Genomic DNA, 18,690 nt, shown 5'->3' with positions numbered 1-18,690 from the left:
TTGAGATCGGGAAGATCAGTCACTCAGGCATAAGAGTGACTGATGGTTGCAAGAACTGGATGCCATTGAGCCTGCATAGTTTGATAGAGTTTTTGTTGATGATCAAAAATGGTTAGCCCTTGACCTGCAAGCTGTGGATACGCACTACGTTCAGTGATCCATGCGATGGGATCTTGACCCAGTAACTTAAAGAACTCCTGCAGTTGCTTGTTGGTTGCTGATTGCGCCCGTACGCGATTGGCCAGTAGATGAATTTGGACTTTTCCTTTACGTACGCGTTTGATGTCGTCGATATTCTTTAAAAAGCGCTGGGTACTGTCGATATCAAAGAATGACGGCTGGATCGGTGTAATGATCGCATGACTTTCTGCGATTAACTGCTCAGCATGGTCGCCATTTAGAGCACCGGGCGCATCAATGATGAGCCAATCAGTACGCTTGGGGACTTCACCGATACTTTTGTCGTTACGCCAATCCAGACTGGTAATTGGATGAGCACTTTCAGGTCTGCGCTTGAGCCACTGTAGGGAAGATTTTTGCGGGTCGGCATCGGCCAGAGAAACTTTCTCACCACGGGCTGCAAGGGCAGAGGCGAGGGTAATGGCAGTCATGGTCTTGCCACAGCCACCTTTTTGATTAGCGATTAAAATTGTCTTCATCAGTGCGTCCATTCAAGTGCTTTTACAGCAGGGCAAAACCTGAGCATAACAAAGTTTGGCTCAAGCGTAATGGCTGTTTTGTCAATTTGTACGCAGGGTTTTTGTATAAAAAAAATCAGACAGCCGTTTAAACGCACTGTCTGATCTTTAGGCAACACACTTTCTAGTAGAGGATTAGTCTAAGTAGTAGGTTGCAAGAGGTGGGAAGCCATTAAATTCAACAGATGAGTACGAGTTGGTGTAGGCACCTGTGGTCAACCAGTAGATTTTGTCACCGACAGCCAGATTCAATGGCAATTGGTAGTCGACGTTTTCATACATGATGTCAGTTGAGTCACAAGTTGGGCCTGCGAGCACAACGCCGCCTTCTTTCTCTTTGTCTTCCATTTTTGGCGTGTAGATCGGGTATTTAATCGATTCACCCAGTGTTTCGATCAACCCTTGGAACAGACCAACATCGAGGTAGACCCAACGTTTCAAGTCAGTACGTGATTTGCGAGAGATCAAGACTACTTCAGAAACGAGTACACCTGACTCACCAACGAGTGAGCGACCTGGTTCCAGAATGATTTCTGGCACTTCATCACCATGGTCGTCATGCAAGTAACGCGCAATTTCTTCTGCATAGGTCTGAATCGGGTTAACCTCAGAGATATAGTTAGCAGGGAAACCACCGCCCATGTTAATCATTTTTAGGGTGACGTTTTCTTCGTACTTCATCCAGTCAAACATGTATTTTACTTTAGACAGTGCCGCATCCCAAACCGCGATGTCTTTTTGCTGACTGCCCACGTGGAATGAAATACCGTAAGGAATCAGGCCGAGCAATTTGGCTTGGACCAGCAGGTCGAGAGCCATGTCTGGGTGACAGCCGAATTTACGCGAAAGTGGCCATTCAGCAGTTTCGCCGCCTTCTACCAAAATACGTACGAATACTTTAGAACCCGGTGCATTGTCCGCGATGCTTTGCAGATCGTTTTTCGAGTCGGTGACGAACAAGCGCACGCCTTTTTCATAGGCATATTTTACATGTGCAGCTTTCTTGATGGTGTTGCCATAAGAAATGCGATCAGGAGTCACACCGCACTCAAGGACACGGTTTAATTCAAAAATTGAGGCGATATCAAAACTTGAACCGAGTTCATTCAGCAATTTAACAACGGGTGCACCTGGGTTGGCTTTCAGCGCATAGTGCACTTTTGCACTTGGGAAGCAGGTGGTGAGCTCTTTGTATTTTTGACGAATAATTTCCAAGTCGACCACCAAAAAAGGCGTTTCTTTACCTTGGGAAAACTCTTGAATTTTGGTCCACTCGGCGGGGGAGCAATAGTTATTCAGGTTCATGGTGGATCAACTCAATAAAATGAAAAAATAGTCCTGAGGATGGCTCAGAAACACCTTTTTGCTGCACGTTTGCTATGGTGTAAATAGCACCGTTTTGCAGGTCTTGCTAAGTTCGCCAAAGATATAGTTATAGACGATGAGATTCAAGCATAACTGTATGTCAATTTGCTAAAAAATCGACAATCTAAAACATTAATTGACGAACAGCGCACAAATCCCGTTGATCGGGGTTCATGCTACTATTTTTAGGTCAGTTTAATGTAGGAATGTGACAGGTGTTGTTACTTCGGTCACATTAGTCGGGTGCAGCCAAACGACGTGCTTCCAAGTTGGCTGCTTCGAGCTGTTCGGGATGAGTCAACGTGAGTTTGAGATCCTGCAGCAAGCCATTTTCTAGGCTATACACCCAGCCATGGACTTCAAGTTTTTGCCCGCGGGCCCATGCGTCTTCAACAATCGTGGTTTGCCCGACACTCAAGACTTGTTCACGGACGTTGAGTTCGCAAAGTCGAGATACGCGCTCAGATTCAGGTAATGCAGCCAGCACTTCTGCGTATTTGCGTGCGGTGTCTTGAATATGCTGCAGCCAATTATCGATGAGTCCCAAGCGAGTATTGGCCAGTGCAGCTTGAATACCGCCGCAGCCATAATGACCGACAATAATAATGTGCTCCACCTTTAAAACATCCACGGCAAATTGCAGGACGGATAGGCAGTTAAAGTCGGTACAAATTACCTGATTTGCAACATTACGGTGAACAAACATTTCACCGGGTGCCAGTCCCACCAGTTCAGTGGCTGGGACTCGGCTATCGGAGCAGCCAATCCACAAATATTTTGGGGTTTGCTGATTGACGAGACGACTAAAGAATTCAGGGTCACGGGCGACGGTATCGGAAGCCCAAACACGGTTACTGTCTAATAAGTTATCTAAAGGCATGACAACTAAAACTCAATAAATGAAAAGGCTGAATAAAATGAATCTGATGGATGACGACAGTCTCTATGATACGAGATTTTAGTCATCAATGACCATTAAGATTGTGAGTCATTTGGCGACGCGACATCACTGATTTCTACACGGGGTTCATATTGTTTGAGATCATCGGTATGAAGCGCAGAAAAGAGACGTATCAATTTGCGCTCACTGTACATGGCTGTGTAGATTTGAAAGATAAACCCAGCCAATAACGCAATGAATGCCCAAAACAAGAGTCCACCCAAAGCTGCAAGTTGTGCCATCTCGTTACTGGGCATCTTGCCCACTTGTACTTGGTTCGCCAATAGCGACGGGTTTAGGTACAAAGGTTTTTGCTGATACAACCAATAACAGATCACTGCAAGGAACACCCAAAACAACCAACCCACCATGTTCCAGACTTTAATCTGACGCATTCGCTGGCGGATATAGGCTTCTCTTTGGCGAGCAAGTTTCTCTTTGGGGTCAGTTATTATGGCATCGTGGTCCATCGTCAATCTTCCTTATAAACGGATAGGCTCTTGTTTTTAAGCGTATATGTTGATCATACACGACTCTAAATGACAACGTAACCGTTCTATCGGATGGATTACTGGCAAGGTTGGATTAGCGCACACGCACTTTTTCACGTTCACGTTTAACCAGTTTGTCTTTGATGCGTTGGCGCTTAAGCGGAGATAAGTAGTCTACAAACAGTTTACCGCTTAAATGATCCATTTCATGTTGGATACATACGGCAAGTAAACCATCTGCATCGATCTTGACGGCTTTACCGTCAAGATCGATGGCTTCAATACGGATACGGGCAGGGCGGTTCACACTATCCGTGATTTCCGGTACCGATAGGCAGCCTTCTTCGTAAGGCACCAGTTCTTCAGTCAGCGGTGTGATTTTGGCATTGATGAAAACCATTGGCTGATCTTTAGTCTCAGAGACGTCGATGACGATTAGCTCAATGTGATGATTCACCTGAGTCGCAGCCAAACCAACTCCTGGTGCAGCGTACATCGTCTCCAGCATGTCTGCTGCGAGGGTACGGATTTGATCGGTCACCTCAAGAATGGGCTTTGCCTTAGTCCTTAGCCTAGGATCAGGAAAATGTAAAATAGGGAGTAGTGCCATGATGAATTGTGTTCCTCTTGCGGTGATAACGGCAAGTTAATGTGCTATCTATAATATTGCGATATTTTAGCGCTTTCCCACGCTAGATGAAATGTACATTTTGGTGAAAACTTCGCAGAGTTTATGCGAAGGATTGATTGTGTGACGTGTCTCTCAGATGAAACGAAAAAATTCTGTCCTGATCTGCAATTAACCGTGTATGCACACTAGACTTAAGATGTATAAACGCTTATTGTAAATACTGACAGGGGACTGACAGGCAGTATAGCCTGAACGTGCGATCTATTTTATAGGGAAATGATAATGAGCGTGTTTACATCTGCATGTGCGCAGGATTCTATACAAGGTTTATCTACACAAGTTACACCTCTTGCTGGCCCAGCATCTTATCACACACAAACACTGCTATCCGGTTCGACTTTTATAACCAAAAGCCGACTGACAAAAATCGTCTTAGCATTGACCTTAGGTCTAGGCATGCCGATGCTGGCTTCTGCTAAGAACAATCCAGTACCGAGCGTACGTGCTGATGCACCTGATACCTATATTGTCAAAAAAGGCGATACCCTATGGGATATTTCTGGCAAGTATCTAAAAGATGCGTGGCGCTGGAAAGAAATCTGGGCGGTCAATCCTCAAGTGAAAAACCCACATTGGATCTATCCAGGTGACCGTTTGATTCTGTGCGTGATCAAAGGACATAAAGTGGTTGGCGTGGACATGGGCGATGGTTGTGTGGGCGTAGAGCGTCGCATGAATGGTTCGCCTGAAGACGATCTGAATACTGTTAAGTTACAGCCGAAGATCCATATTGATCCCTTAAATGTTGCCGTGCCTGCAGTGCCTTTAAATGCGATCAAAGGTTGGTTGATTAATGCCAATGTGGTCAGTGCAAATACGCTGAAAAAAGCACCTTATATCCTTGCAACCAAAGATCGTCATGTCGTTGCTGGCCGTGGTGATACTGTCTATGTACGCGGTGGTAATCTTGTAGTGGGTGACAGTTATGGTATCTATCGTGCAGGGGATGCCTATGTGGATCCAGAGACCAAAGAAATATTGGGCTATGAGGCACGTTTAATTGCTCGCGGTACTGCAACAGGCTTGAATAACGATGTTTCAACGGTTGAATTGACTGAAAGTGTTCAGCAAGAAGTCCGTGCCGATGATAAAGTTTTACCAGAGCCAGAAAGTAACGAGCCTGGTGTTTTCTATCCAACCAATTCTGAAAATATTGCTCCTGGACGTTTAATTCGGGTTATGGATGGTATAGACACCGCTGCGGTTAACAGCACGATTGCGCTGAATCGTGGTGACCGTGAAGGTGTTGCGGTGGGCCAAGTGTTTGCAATTTATCGCCGCGGCGCATTGGTACAGGATTCACATGATGGTCAGCTCGTCCGCTTACCGAGTGAACGTTCAGGTCTTGCCATGGTTTTTCGTACATTTAATAAACTGAGCTATGCTATCGTACTTGAAGCGAGTGGTCCGATTAAGACCGGCGATGAGCTGCGTCCACCTGTATCGACAGGCGACTAAGCGAGTCGCAAAACTGATTAGAAACTTGAACGTTGTAGACTTTGCCGTGGCTGAAGTTTACAACGACTGCACTTTACGGAAAAAAGCTTATTTCTACGCACAACCTGTCCAATCTACAGACTGAGATCAATTTCTCGCATTCATCCCAAAGCTGGCTCTATGAGCTGGCTTTGTGGTATGTGGTCAACCATTCTATCGTGACCTGGCGTGGTCTCATTGCCCATTTTCACACGGCTGAGCAAGCATTGGCCGCACCTGCAAGTGATTGGAAGGCGCTTTCTGTCCATGCCTCGCATTTAAAGCGTTTATCTGATTGGAAGATAAACGGTGCGATTCGTCAGCAATATAATCAGGCCGTTCGAGCCATAGAACAAGGTGACTATCATTTGCTCTATGAGCAAATGCCTGAATACCCGAAGCTTTTGGCGACGATTACTGACCCCCCGCCATTTTTATTTTACCAAGGCAATATTGGTTGCTTAAACCAACCCCAATTGGCACTGGTGGGTACACGTAAGCCATCACCCTCTGCACGCAAGATTGCATTTGATTTTGCGTGTGAGCTTGCACAGTCTGGGATTTGGATTACGAGCGGTCTGGCCCATGGTGTTGATGCGGATTGTCATCGCGGTGCACTGGCAGCTGGCGGCGGCAGAACGATTGCAGTACTGGGGACAGGGATTGATCTTTGTTACCCTTCAGCGCATCAGTCGCTTCTCAATCAGATTGTGGCTGAGGGCGGACTAATTCTTTCTGAATTTACGCCAAAAACAGAACCACTGGCGCACCATTTCCCGAGACGCAATCGAATTGTCAGTGGACTCTCACTGGGAGTCTTGGTCGTTGAAGCCGCATTAAAAAGTGGCTCCCTGATCACCGCACGGCTGGCAGCAGAGCAGGGGCGCGATGTCTTGGTCATCCCAGGTCATATCGCCAATGAACAAGCAGCTGGCTGTCATCAACTGATTCGTGATGGCGCACGACTGGTCACGAGTGTGGCTGATATTCTAGAAGATTTAAATCTATCGCGAAATCCACTGTTATCAAGCTCGCTTGAGTCGGCTGTAGCGCAACCCGTTGAACCTGCTCAGCCACTTGATGTTCATTTACAACCGCTGATGGCTCATTTAGATTGGCAGGGTCAAAGTATCGATAGTTTAGTGGACAGTTCAGGAATTGATGTTGCAACCCTGTCAGGTTTTCTGATGGAGCTTGAACTGATGGGGCAAGTCGTCCAAGTCAATGGTCTTTATCAACGGTGCCGAGTATGACAAATCATTCTGCAATCACTTCTGCATCAGCCATCGCATCTGCTGTTTCTGCTTTAGAGCAGGGGGAAGTCATTGCTTATCCCACAGAATCTGTATGGGGCATAGGCTGCGACCCGTGGAATGAAACTGCGGTGCTGGCGCTTCTAAAGTTAAAGGATCGACCTGTCAGCAAAGGATTGATTCTTGTCGCAGCAGACGAAGCTCAAGTGAATCCTTTTTTGGAGAAACTCACGGGTGAACAGCGTAAAGTCGTGATCGAAAGCTGGCTTGACCGTGAATCCCGTGCTACGACTTGGCTGGTGCCGTTGACAGACGATGTGCCGATCTGGATCAGTGGTGCGCATGATCGTGTGGCGGTTCGTGTGACGCGCCATGTTCAAACCCGTGATTTATGTCGGGCTTTTGGTCACCCGATTGTATCGACCAGCGCTAATCCGAGTGGTGAGCCTGCGGCTTTGGATGCCGCCATGGTTCAGCAGTATTTCAATCAACACGTTTTTATTCTGGATGGTGAAACGGATGGGGCGACCCAGCCGAGCGTGATTCGTGATGCGATTACGGGCGAAGTATTGCGTGGTTAAGTCTTTACTGCTGAGCTTAATCTCTACATGATGTTCAACACATTATAAAAAAACACCTACAGTCTGCGGTTAAAAGTGAGTCATGCTTTAGCCGCAACTTATGCCATCGTGGATATGGAATAAGTTTGTTGAAAATGGATTTTTTTGAAGTACGAAGTAAAAAAACAGGACCGTGTTATGACGCACCCCTACGATGACTTTCCCAAGACTCCCGCTAATTTTGTGGCACTTTCTCCTTTAAGTTTTTTACCCCGCGCTGCGCGGGTTTATGCGGATCAAGCAGCCATCGTCTATGGTGAGCGGCGCATCACTTGGGCCGCCACCTACCAACGCTGTCGTCAGTTTGCAAGTCAGCTGGCGGCCCGTGGAGTCGGGCATAACGATACGGTTTCTTGTTTGCTCCCCAATGTGCCTGCCATGTTGGAGTTGCACTTTGCCGTCCCTATGACGGGCGCCGTTTTAAATACCATCAATACCCGTTTGGATAGTCAAACCGTCGCGTTTATTTTAGAACATGCTGACAGCAAAGTGCTTCTGGTCGACCCTGAGTTTGCAGGGCTGGCTTTGGATGCCCTTAAGTTGATCAAGCGAGATATCTGGGTGATCAGTGTTGCAGATCCTGCGGTTGCTATTTCAGGACTGATAGACACTGATTCCGATGAATACGAAGCGCTGGTTGAACATGGTGATTCTGAGTTCGCATGGCAATTGCCTGAGGATGAGTGGCAAGCCATAAGCCTCAATTATACCTCGGGTACAACGGGCAATCCTAAAGGGGTCGTCTCACATCATCGCGGGGCTTACTTGAACGCGGTAGGAAATATTGTGGCATGGAGTATGCCCGCGCGCGCTGTGTTTCTTTGGACTTTGCCGCTGTTTCATTGCAATGGCTGGTGCTTTCCATGGAGTATTGCGGCGAATGGTGGCACAAGTATCTGCTTGCGCAAGGTTGAGCCCATCTTGATTTTTAAACTAATTAAAACTCATCAGGTCGGTTATTTTTGTGGTGCGCCGACCGTGCATACGATGCTGATTAATACGCGCCCTGAAGACCGAGTCCACATAGAGCATCCTGTAGAGGCGATGATTGCCGGAGCTGCACCGCCAGCAGCCATTATTGCGGGGATGCGAGAACTTGGGTTCGGGATTACGCATACTTATGGTTTGACTGAAACTTACGGCCCATCCGCACTCTGCGCTGCTCAGCCGGGCTGGGATGATTTACCGATAGCCGAGCAAGCGGATAAACATGGCAGGCAGGGATTCAACTCGCCACTTCAGGAGGCGATGACCGTTTTAGATCCAGAGTTACATCCTGTGCCAGCCGATGGAGAAACCATGGGCGAAATCATGTTTCGGGGTAATCTCGTCATGAAAGGTTACTTGAAGAATCCCGCAGCCACGGCAGAGGCATTCTCAGGTGGATGGTTCCATTCTGGGGATTTAGCGGTATGCCAGCCAGATGGCTATGCCAAGATTAAAGATCGTGCAAAAGACGTGATCATTTCAGGCGGTGAGAACATCTCGTCACTTGAAGTCGAAGAAGCTCTGTATCGCCATCCAGCAGTACTTGCTGCAGCAGTGGTTGCGATGGATGATGACAAATGGGGCGAGGTGCCTTGCGCCTTTATTGAGTTAAAGCAAGGAAGTTCCTTGAGTGTCGATGCGATCCGTGAGCATTGCTATGCACATCTTGCACGTTTTAAGGTGCCCAAGCGTTATGAGTTCGGAGAAATTCCAAAAACATCGACAGGGAAACTACAGAAATTTATTTTACGTGATCGACTCAAGCAAGAAGTCTAAATGCATGAGTCCGTCATTTTAAAATGATGATAATCCGTAAAGTAATATACCAAGATAGATCACCTTATAAGGTGATAATCGTTTTTAAACCCAGCACAAATACATTTTTATTATCAGCAATACCACCTGGATTTATAACATATTGTAAATTAGGTCTAAATGCGACGGAATGAAGCGGTGCCCAGCTATAAAAGAACTCTGTTGCATATTCATAACCACGTCCTACATCTGCGCCTGTATTTAGATGAGTCGTATTATATTCCTGCTGATAAGCGGTTTGTCGGCCATTAATATGCGTTGCGCCGAGTGCTGCGCCCACCATATCATCGACTCGATTAAATGGTGCTTTATATTCTAAGCCTAGTGCGATCTGATGGTCATTTGCGGAGGTCTCACGATCTGCTGCCGTAGCATTCAAAAAGATTGTTGCACCCTCATTTTCTGATTTCCCCGTCACTTGCTGGGAAAAGTTAATATAAGCGCCTGAGCGGCTATCGCGCTGTAATGTGTCCCCACCATTGAGCCCAAGTGGCTGATCGGCTTGATTGAGATAAAGATCAGGACCGCCAGCATTGTTATACCAAAAACCAAGTTTGTAGCTGCCGGAAAGCTGATTCACTTTAGGGAGCCAGCCAAACTCCAAAGGAATAAGAGCTCCTTTAGTGCCATCGGGATTATCCAGTTTCCAGCCATCTTTTACCGCATAATCGTCACTTGCGTAGGTAGGGTTCACTTGATAGACGCCGAGTTGAATATAAGTGTCCGGTGTGGTTTTAACTTTCAGACGTGAGCCCCATTGGCTGACGGGCCAGTTGAGCCAATAGCTGCCAACGATATTGCCGGGCTGCGAGCCACAAAAAGTGAGATTTTGAAAGTCACACGAGAAGTTGGCAAAATCCTCACCGACGGTGACACGGCCGATTTTCCACTGAACTAACCCATCCATAAAATCTTGATTCAGCCAGAATTGAGTCAGACGCCATGTCTGCCCGCGACCATAGACTTCCTGCACTTGTTGTAGTGTCCCGAGATCAGCATCGCCGCTTAAGTTACGGCCATTACGATGCGAGTAGGTGAGTTGAAATGTCCCGCCATTCCAGCCCAATAACCGATTGAGATCAAGGGTGGTACCTAAGGCAAACTGATCGGTGTAGCGGGTGTCATGCTGTTTCCCCCCGCTGAAATTATGGGCGACTTCACTGGTGTAGCCAAGGTTGAATTGGACACCTTCCTCGGCGAGGTGCGACCGATATCCACCCCAGTCGCCTAATAAATAGGGGCGGGTCTGAATATCATCCGCAAGCTTGATATCCTGTGCATGGGCTGTTGCCGTCAATAGCCCTACGATGGTCGCCAAAAGAGTGAAGGATGATTTCATGGCGGACTCCAATATTTCAAATGGATTAATAACGACGTTTGATTGAAATTTTTATACGCGTGATTAGGGCTGTTCCGATTATTAATATCATAATAAGTAGTGGTTGTGGCGATATTATTGAGCATTAATGTTCTTAATAAGAATGGTTATCATTGTGCTGTTTCGTTTGTATTTTTCATATTTAATTTATTACAAACCTTTTGTAGATTCTGATTATCTTTTATGGTTATTTGTAAGTGGAGATTTTGTTCAACGGTTCTCAAACATAACAAGCTAACCGCCATTGTGAAAAAGGATACCCAGATGAAAAAACTCGATGCTTCTGGAGACGTAGAAAACGCTCACGACATTGCCTCTCCATCCCTTGAGCCGAAGCTGAATCGACGACAGTGGTTACAAGCGACATTGTTGCTGGTTGTGGGTGGTTTATCAGGTTCGGTGACGCTTCAGTCCCTCGCCGAGTCTATCAATACCGACGGATTGAGCGCTTTTATGACACTCTCCAAAGCACTAACGGAACGGCAACAGCTTGATCCAGAAGTCGGTCAGCGCTTTCTCACTGCATTCACGCAGAATAACCTAAGTTTCCAAAGTCAGCTCCAGCCTTTAAGTGCCGCACTTGCTGGCGGTACGCTCGATGCTGCACAACAAGAGCTTGCCCTACAAATCCTGGAAGCATGGTATCTCGGTACGGTCAACAAACAAGTGATCACTTATGAGCAAGCACTGATGTTCACTGTTGCAAGCGACATACTGGTGATTCGCAGTTATTGTCCTAATAAACCCGGCTTTTGGGCTGAAAAACCAGCCACACGGAGTGTCTAATCATGAGTGATACTTTACAAGCGGATGTGGTGGTGATTGGTTCTGGGGTGGGTGGTTCCTTGGTCGCGCACAGGCTGGCACAAGCAGGGAAATCTGTGATTTTGCTTGAAGCGGGACCGCGTGTGCCGCGCTGGCAGACGGTCGAGCGATTCCGTAATCAACCCAATAAATATGATAATACCCAATGCTATCCCTCCCACCCCGCAGCGCCTCATCCTGAATATGACCCTCCGAACAACTACCTGATTCAAAAAGGTCCCGATCCGTTTTATCAGCAATACTTAAGGATTGTCGGTGGTACAACATGGCATTGGGCTGGTTCTGCTTGGCGCTTCATGCCGAATGATTTTAAAGAAAAGAGTGTTTATGGGGTCGGGCGCGATTGGCCGATTCAATATGAAGACATCGAGCCATATTATTATCAAGCCGAAGTTGAACTGGGGGTGTGGGGACGTCAGGACTATGACTATGGTTCCCCGCGCTCAAAGCCTTATCCGATGGCACCTTTACCGCTGTCGTACAATGAAAAAACGGCGATGGATATTTTAAATAGCCACGATCCTGCCTATAACATCGTGGTGGAACCAGTAGCTCGCAATAGCCGACCTTATGATGGTCGTCCAACATGCTGTGGCAACAATAACTGTATGCCGATCTGTCCGATTGGGGCGATGTACAGCGGTATCGTCCATGCGGAAAAAGCCGAACAGGCTGGCGCAAAGCTGATCGCAGAAGCGGTGGTTTATAAACTTGAAGTTGGTGCGAAAAATAAGATTGTGGCAGCGTTGTATAAAGACCCACAAGGTGGTGAGCATCGTGTCGAAGGTAAATATTTTGTGGTTGCGGCCAATGGCATTGAAACCCCGAAACTACTCTTGATCTCTACCAGCCACGACTTCCCGAATGGTGTAGCGAATAGCTCGGATATGGTCGGACGCAACCTGATGGATCATCCGGGGACGGGTGTTTCCTTCTATGCGAATCAGGAGCTCTGGCCGGGGCGTGGTCCACAAGAGATGACTTCTCTGATCGGATACCGTGACGGTGCTTTTCGCTCGCAGGAGTCCGCCAAGAAGATTCATATGTCCAATATGAATAGGATTCAACAGGAAGCACAGTTTGCCTTTGAGCAAGGCAAACTATTGAAACCTGCTGAACTAGATGCCCGTATCCGCGATCGCGCCGCGCGATTTGTAGAGTTTGATGCCTTTCACGAAATTCTGCCCAATCCTGCCAATCGACTGGTGCCGAGTAAAACTGAGAAGGACTCGCTCGGGATTCCGCATCCAGAAATCTATTACCAGATTGATGATTACGTCAAAAAAGGCGCGGCTAAAACACGTGAGTTTTATGCGACGGCGGCCAAAGTGATGGGTGGTACCGAAGTCAAATTCAATGATGAATTTCAGCCGAATAATCATATTACCGGCGCGACCATTATGGGGAGTGATCCTAAAGATTCTGTGGTAGATGGGCAATGCCGTACCCATGATCACCCGAATCTGTTTATTTCCAGTAGCTCGACCATGGCGAGTGTTGGGACGGTGAATGTCACCTTGACCATCGCGGCGCTTGCGATCCGTATTGCTGATACCATCAAGCAGGAGGTCTGATCATGAAGAAAATTCTGACGTACATCTTTTTCTTGGTCATTCTAGGGTTGGTGGTGATTGCTGTGGTGCTACTCACTGCCAAAGCCAGTCCTCTCACTGGTGACGTTCCTAATGATTCTGCCTTGGTTCAACGCGGGGCTTACTTGGCTGTGGCAGGTGACTGTGTGGCCTGTCATAGTACCGCCAAAGGTCAGCCCTTTGCGGGTGGCTTAAAGATGCCTATTCCAATGCTTGGCAATATTTATTCCAGTAATATCACCCCTGATCCAAAAACTGGGATTGGCAACTGGACTCTGGCTGAGTTTGATCGCGCTTTGCGGTATGGGGTGGGGAAAGATGGTAAGCGTCTTTATCCTGCGATGCCGTATGCGTCTTACGCCAAGATCACAGATGATGATGCTAAGGCCTTGTACGCTTACTTTAAATACGGCGTGCCAGCGGTCAATCAGGCTATTCCGAAGAGTACGATTCCTTGGCCGTTTAGCATTCGCTGGCCTGTACAGTTTTGGAACGTATTGTTTGCGCCGACCAAATCCTATGAGGTTAAAACCAACCAAAGCCCTGAGTGGAATCGGGGTGCGTATCTGGTTCAAGGTTTAGCGCATTGCGGAACTTGTCATACGCCGCGCGGTCTATTCATGCAAGAAAAAGCCATGGATGAGACAGGGCATGACTTTCTCACCGGTTCAATCCTTGCGGGTTGGGATGCACCCAATATCACTGGGGATACCAATGCTGGTGTTGGAGGCTGGACACATCCACAGCTGACCCAATATCTGCAAACGGGGAATGTCCCGAATATCGCTCAAGCAGGCGGCCCGATGGGAGAAGCTGTCGAGCATAGTTTTTCTAAATTGTCAGATGCCGATATTGCTGCGATTGCGACATATATTCATAGCGTCCCTGCCGTGGGTGATGGTAGTACTCGACCACGCTACGCTTGGGGAATTGCGAATAAAGATGATGTCGCACTTCGCGGCGTGGCTTTGAAAGTCGTGAGTGATCCTGCCAGTATTTATTTGGGGGCCTGTGCCAGTTGCCATCAGGCGAATGGTTTGGGGACACTCGATCATTATTACCCATCACTGGTGCATAACACGACAGTCGGTGCATCCAATCCGAATAATCTGATTCAGATCATCTTGCATGGATTACAGCGCAAGACCAATACACAAGATGATATCGGTATGCCTGCCTTTAAAAATGATTTGTCCGATGCGCAGGTTGCATCGCTGACCAATTATCTGACCAAGCAATTTGGCAATCCTAATGCAAAACAGGCGACGGAAAAGGATGTGAAGAAACTGAGAAGCTTGGAGTAAAAGTTTGAAGTAGCGTTTAATTAAAAAGCCCAATCATATGATTGGGCTTTTTTTACATCTACGGTTTACTGATACGAAGGTACGGGGGATTAAATTTTGCCATCCAATAATGCACGGAAATCTTTAGCCATTTTCACAGTCGCTTGATAGGCGGCTTTATTAATTGAAGTGATATTGATAAAGCCATGCCCTTGACCTTCAATACGATGGGCGACACAGTGAGAGCCGGCTTCGTTCAATCTGACCGCGTACATTTCACCTTCATCACGTAAGGTATCGAGTTCAGCGGTGATCAAAAGTGCAGGTGCAAGTCCCGCCAGATGACCAGCCATTGGCGTGACCAGCGCATCTTTTAAACTATATTTGCTGTTTCTGAGATAAGACTCTTTTGCATTATCCATATCTGTGCGGGATAGAAATAAACCTGCCCCATAGGTGTCGTGGCTTGGATAGTGGTGGAGCAAGTCCACCACTGGATAAATCAGGAGCTGAGCAGCAGGTGCATAGGGTTTGCCTACGGTTTCCTGATTGACGACGGTTGAAATATTACCGCCAGCACTGTCACCGCCTACGCCGATTTTCGTGGCATCGACGCCTAATTCTTTGGCGTGTTCATAAGCCCATTTTAAAGCATCCACACAGTCTTCAATCGCGGCTGGGGCTGGGTGTTCTGGTGCCAATCGATAGTCAATGCTCAAGACATGGACATTCGCTTCCTTACAGAACAAACGACAAGGTTCGTCATGGGTATCAAGATCACCGACGACGAAACCACCGCCGTGGAAAAATACCAACAGGGGTTGTGGAGAAGTATTTTTGCCGGCAGGGATATAGTGGCGGACCTTTAACTCACCGCTACGGCTTGGTATCGTGAAGTCTTTGGTGCTGCCGACTGGAGTCGGTGTGCCAACGATAGAGGCCATTTCTTTACGGAAGTGGCGGCGGCTTTTTTCTGGGTTATGACCAATCAAGTCGGCATTGTTGATTAGGTTACGTACGGCAAGAAGCATCTGTAGATGTGAATCGAGGGTCGGGTGCTGGTTATCAAAACCTAAGACTTTTGCCAGTGCACGTTGACTAAATGCTGGCAATCGCGCGGTCAGTCGAGCGGTGGTGCCCTGTAATTTTTCCGCACGCGCGATAACTTGATTGATTAGTTTTGCCACTTTGCTCTCCCGCAATTTTGGGTGGTGTGCATTGCTCACCGACATTGAATTTTTCAAATATGAAGCGGCAGTATATTGCGCTTGATTGATAGGTTTTGACAAACAATTTGCACGCTGTAGTCAATTTTCGTTCGTTTTTAGGGTAAAAATTGATGATTTATGCATTATTTGCCTTGAATTATACGTATCAAACCCAACCCATTTGACATGATTTCATATCACACCGTGCGCACGGCACTTCGCACCGCACGCTTACGTTGTTTTTATTATTTTAGTTTTTTATTTAAGAGGTTTGTTATGTCTCAGTCACAAACTCCCGAAAGCATAGTAGATGTTGATGTTGCAGCGGAACAGGCTGCAGTTGAAGATACAAATGTTCAGCAAGATCCTGAAGCACTGCTTGCAAAGGTTGCTGAACTTGAAGCACAAGTCAAAGATGTACAGGCACGTGCCAATGCCGATATGTATAACTTCCAGAAGCGTGTCGAGCGCGAAACCGATAATGCCAAGAAATATGCATTAGAGAAATTTGCTGGCAGTTTGCTGGATGTGGTGGATAACCTAGAGCGGGCTATCGCTGCTGCGCCTGCAGATAGTAATCAAGGTTTATTGGATGGCGTGCAATTGACCCATAAAGCGTTGTTAACCACCCTTGAAAAACACCATATCAGCGTCATTGATCCAGCAGGTCAAGCATTCAATGCTGATCAGCATCAAGCCGTGGGTATTGATCCAAATGCACCTGAAGGCCAAGTCGGAAATGTATTGCAAAAAGGCTATAGCTTGTCGGGTCGATTACTCCGCCCTGCGATGGTCACTGTTGGTCAGTAAGGTTTTAGGTGTTGATTAACGTCAGTTTTTGCTAGAAAAGTGTGACAGGTCGTATTGGTTTAAGTTTCTAAAGTTGATCAATTTTTTAATAATATTTATTGATTAGCCTTGAAAAAGAATGCAAGAGACGCATATTCAATAGCACATGCAGCGCTGCTGCCAAACAAATGAATTTAACAATGGTTTAGCCAGGCTAACTATTGTTAACCAAACAATTTTAGAGAAGGAGCAATAACGTGGGTAGAATTATTGGTATTGACTTAGGTACAACCAACTCATGTGTCGCTGTGATGGAAGGCGACAAAGTAAAAGTTATTGATAACGTTGAAGGCGCACGTACAACGCCATCGATCGTTGCATACAAAGATTCAGAAATTCTGGTGGGTCAAAGCGCCAAGCGCCAAGCGGTCACCAACCCAAAAAATACCTTGTTCGCGATCAAACGTTTGATTGGTCGTCGTTATAGCGATGACGTGGTTCAAAAAGATATCGGCATGGTGCCATACAAAATCGTGCAAGCTGAAAACGGCGACGCATGGGTAGATGTCAATGGTAAAAAATTGGCACCACAACAAGTTTCTGCTGAAATCTTGAAAAAGATGAAGAAAACTGCAGAAGAGTACTTGGGTGAGCCAGTAACTGAAGCGGTTATTACTGTTCCAGCATACTTCAACGACGCACAGCGCCAAGCAACTAAAGACGCAGGTCTAATTGCTGGTCTGGATGTTAAACGTATTATCAACGAACCTACTGCTGCAGCACTTGCATTCGGTATGGACAAGCGTGAAGGCGACCGTAAAATCGCGATTTATGACTTGGGTGGTGGTACTTTTGACGTATCGATCATTGAGATTGCGGATGTTGATGGCGATCAACAATTTGAAGTTTTGGCAACCAACGGTGATACATTCCTTGGTGGTGAAGACTTTGACTTACGTCTGATCGACTTCTTGGTTGATACTTTCAAAACTGAGCAAGGCGTGAATCTGAAAAATGATCCACTCGCATTGCAACGTTTGAAAGAAGCTGCTGAGAAAGCCAAGATCGAACTCTCTTCAGCACAAAGCACTGAAGTCAACTTGCCTTACATCACTGCTGATGCAACCGGTCCAAAACATTTGGTCGTGACCATCACCCGTGCAAAACTGGAAGGTTTGGTTGAAGATCTGATCGCACGTACCATTGAGCCATGTAAAATTGCATTGAAAGATGCTGGCCTCTCTGCAAATGACATCGCTGACGTGATTTTGGTCGGTGGTCAAACCCGTATGCCGAAAGTGATCGACAAAGTTAAAGAGTTCTTCGGCAAAGAGCCACGTAAAGACGTGAACCCTGATGAAGCGGTGGCAATTGGTGCTGCGATTCAAGGTGCGGTTCTGTCAGGTGACAAGAAAGACGTGTTGCTCCTTGACGTGACCCCATTGACCCTTGGTATCGAAACCATGGGCGGTGTATTGACCCCGATCATTGAAAAGAACACCATGATTCCAACCAAGAAATCACAAGTGTTCTCGACTGCGGATGACAACCAGCCTGCAGTAACCATTCAAGTTTACCAAGGTGAACGTAAAATGGCTGCGCAGAACAAGTCACTCGGTCGTTTCGATCTGACCGACATTCCACCAGCACCACGCGGTCTGCCACAAATCGAAGTGACCTTCGACATTGATGCGAACGGTATCTTGAACGTGTCGGCAAAAGATAAAGGTACTGGCAAAGCGCAAAGTATCCAGATCAAAGCCAACTCAGGTTTGTCGGATGAAGAAATCCAACAAATGATTCGTGACGCAGAAGCAAATGCAGAAGAAGACAAGAAATTTGTTGATCTGGCTGCATCACGCAACGAAGCAGACCAACTCGTTCACGGCACTCAAAAAGCGGTGAAAGACTTGGGTGACAAAGTTACCGAAGATGAGAAAAAAGCAATCGATGCTGCAATCGATGAACTTGAAGCAGCGACCAAAGACAATGATATCGATGCGATCAAAGCAAAAATCGAAGCGCTGTCTGCCGTCTCTATGCCATTGATGCAACGTGTGTATCAAGAAGCTGAAGCAGCACAACCACAAGAAGGCGCGGCTCCAGCAGGCCAAGCGCATGATGACGGTGTAGTCGATGCTGAGTTTACTGAAGTGAAAGAAGACAAGAAGTAATTCTTAAGTTCTTTAACTGAAAAAAACGCTCCGTGAGGGGCGTTTTTTTATTGTAGAAAATACGGGTTAAATATCCATGTGTTTTTATAGGGCTTATACAAGCT

At 46.8% G+C, this 18,690-nt stretch carries 16 protein-coding genes; 9 read left to right on the top strand and 7 right to left on the bottom strand.

The features are described from left to right. Positions 1 to 23 precede the first annotated feature (23 nt). From ACLHG7_RS01920 to def, 5 genes are all read right to left on the bottom strand, one after another. The gene (locus ACLHG7_RS01920; RefSeq protein ID WP_410209396.1) at positions 24 to 659 is read right to left on the bottom strand and encodes an AAA family ATPase; all 636 of its coding nucleotides are present in this window, start codon (positions 657 to 659) and stop codon (positions 24 to 26) included. Between the two features lie 174 nt (positions 660 to 833). Continuing rightward, positions 834 to 2,003 carry a type III PLP-dependent enzyme gene (locus ACLHG7_RS01915; protein ID WP_410209395.1) on the bottom strand — a complete coding sequence of 390 codons (1,170 nt, stop codon included), beginning with the start codon at positions 2,001 to 2,003 and terminating at the stop codon, positions 834 to 836. A gap of 295 nt (positions 2,004 to 2,298) precedes the next feature. Continuing rightward, positions 2,299 to 2,943, bottom strand: coding sequence for a carbonate dehydratase (gene can, locus ACLHG7_RS01910; RefSeq protein ID WP_410209394.1), 645 nt, complete (start codon positions 2,941 to 2,943; stop codon positions 2,299 to 2,301). A gap of 95 nt (positions 2,944 to 3,038) precedes the next feature. Continuing rightward, entirely contained in the window at positions 3,039 to 3,473 is a 435-nt protein-coding gene (locus ACLHG7_RS01905; RefSeq protein ID WP_410209393.1) for a hypothetical protein, read from the bottom strand. Between the two features lie 115 nt (positions 3,474 to 3,588). After that, positions 3,589 to 4,104 (bottom strand): peptide deformylase, encoded by a 516-nt coding sequence (gene def / locus ACLHG7_RS01900; protein WP_410209392.1) that lies wholly within the window; start codon positions 4,102 to 4,104, stop codon positions 3,589 to 3,591. 303 nt (positions 4,105 to 4,407) lie between these two features. On the opposite strand from def, the gene ACLHG7_RS01895 reads away from it, so the two are divergent. From ACLHG7_RS01895 to ACLHG7_RS01880, 4 genes are all read left to right on the top strand, one after another. Further along, positions 4,408 to 5,643, top strand: coding sequence for a LysM peptidoglycan-binding domain-containing protein (locus tag ACLHG7_RS01895; RefSeq protein WP_410209391.1), 1,236 nt, complete (start codon positions 4,408 to 4,410; stop codon positions 5,641 to 5,643). A gap of 41 nt (positions 5,644 to 5,684) precedes the next feature. Continuing rightward, on the top strand, positions 5,685 to 6,914 hold the full coding sequence (gene dprA / locus ACLHG7_RS01890; protein WP_410209390.1) for a DNA-processing protein DprA: 1,230 nt from the start codon (positions 5,685 to 5,687) through the stop codon (positions 6,912 to 6,914). After that, on the top strand, positions 6,911 to 7,495 hold the full coding sequence (locus ACLHG7_RS01885; RefSeq protein WP_410209389.1) for an L-threonylcarbamoyladenylate synthase: 585 nt from the start codon (positions 6,911 to 6,913) through the stop codon (positions 7,493 to 7,495). Before dprA ends, ACLHG7_RS01885 begins: the two co-directional genes overlap by 4 nt. A 177-nt stretch (positions 7,496 to 7,672) precedes the next feature. Beyond that, on the top strand, positions 7,673 to 9,298 hold the full coding sequence (locus ACLHG7_RS01880; RefSeq protein ID WP_410209388.1) for an acyl-CoA synthetase: 1,626 nt from the start codon (positions 7,673 to 7,675) through the stop codon (positions 9,296 to 9,298). A gap of 64 nt (positions 9,299 to 9,362) precedes the next feature. Here ACLHG7_RS01880 and ACLHG7_RS01875 read toward each other — a convergent pair whose 3' ends face one another. Continuing rightward, positions 9,363 to 10,676, bottom strand: a complete 1,314-nt coding sequence (locus ACLHG7_RS01875) for a carbohydrate porin (RefSeq protein ID WP_410209387.1) — start codon at positions 10,674 to 10,676, stop codon at positions 9,363 to 9,365. 303 nt (positions 10,677 to 10,979) lie between these two features. Here ACLHG7_RS01875 and ACLHG7_RS01870 point away from each other — a divergent pair, with 303 nt between their 5' ends. Genes ACLHG7_RS01870 through ACLHG7_RS01860 form a run of 3 tightly spaced genes read left to right on the top strand, consistent with a single transcriptional unit; the run spans position 10,980 to position 14,436 of the window. After that, positions 10,980 to 11,501, top strand: coding sequence for a sugar dehydrogenase complex small subunit (locus ACLHG7_RS01870; protein ID WP_410209386.1), 522 nt, complete (start codon positions 10,980 to 10,982; stop codon positions 11,499 to 11,501). A 2-nt stretch (positions 11,502 to 11,503) separates the two neighbouring features. Beyond that, positions 11,504 to 13,114, top strand: a complete 1,611-nt coding sequence (locus ACLHG7_RS01865) for a GMC family oxidoreductase (protein WP_410209385.1) — start codon at positions 11,504 to 11,506, stop codon at positions 13,112 to 13,114. 2 nt (positions 13,115 to 13,116) lie between these two features. Next, positions 13,117 to 14,436, top strand: coding sequence for a c-type cytochrome (locus tag ACLHG7_RS01860; protein WP_410209384.1), 1,320 nt, complete (start codon positions 13,117 to 13,119; stop codon positions 14,434 to 14,436). An 89-nt stretch (positions 14,437 to 14,525) separates the two neighbouring features. On the opposite strand, the gene ACLHG7_RS01855 is transcribed toward ACLHG7_RS01860, so the two are convergent. Beyond that, the gene (locus ACLHG7_RS01855; RefSeq protein ID WP_410209383.1) at positions 14,526 to 15,602 is read right to left on the bottom strand and encodes an alpha/beta hydrolase; all 1,077 of its coding nucleotides are present in this window, start codon (positions 15,600 to 15,602) and stop codon (positions 14,526 to 14,528) included. Between the two features lie 297 nt (positions 15,603 to 15,899). Between ACLHG7_RS01855 and grpE the strand changes: the two genes are divergently transcribed. Continuing rightward, on the top strand, positions 15,900 to 16,433 hold the full coding sequence (gene grpE, locus ACLHG7_RS01850) for a nucleotide exchange factor GrpE (RefSeq protein WP_410209382.1): 534 nt from the start codon (positions 15,900 to 15,902) through the stop codon (positions 16,431 to 16,433). A 236-nt stretch (positions 16,434 to 16,669) separates the two neighbouring features. Continuing rightward, entirely contained in the window at positions 16,670 to 18,586 is a 1,917-nt protein-coding gene (dnaK, locus tag ACLHG7_RS01845) for a molecular chaperone DnaK (protein WP_410209381.1), read from the top strand. Positions 18,587 to 18,690: the final 104 nt, after the last annotated feature.

Source organism: Aquirhabdus sp. (assembly GCF_046462495.1).
Taxonomy (GTDB): Bacteria; Pseudomonadota; Gammaproteobacteria; order Pseudomonadales; family Moraxellaceae; genus Aquirhabdus.
The sequence above is the reverse complement of the archived record's forward strand: the minus strand, read 5'-3'. Positions and strand labels throughout refer to the sequence as shown.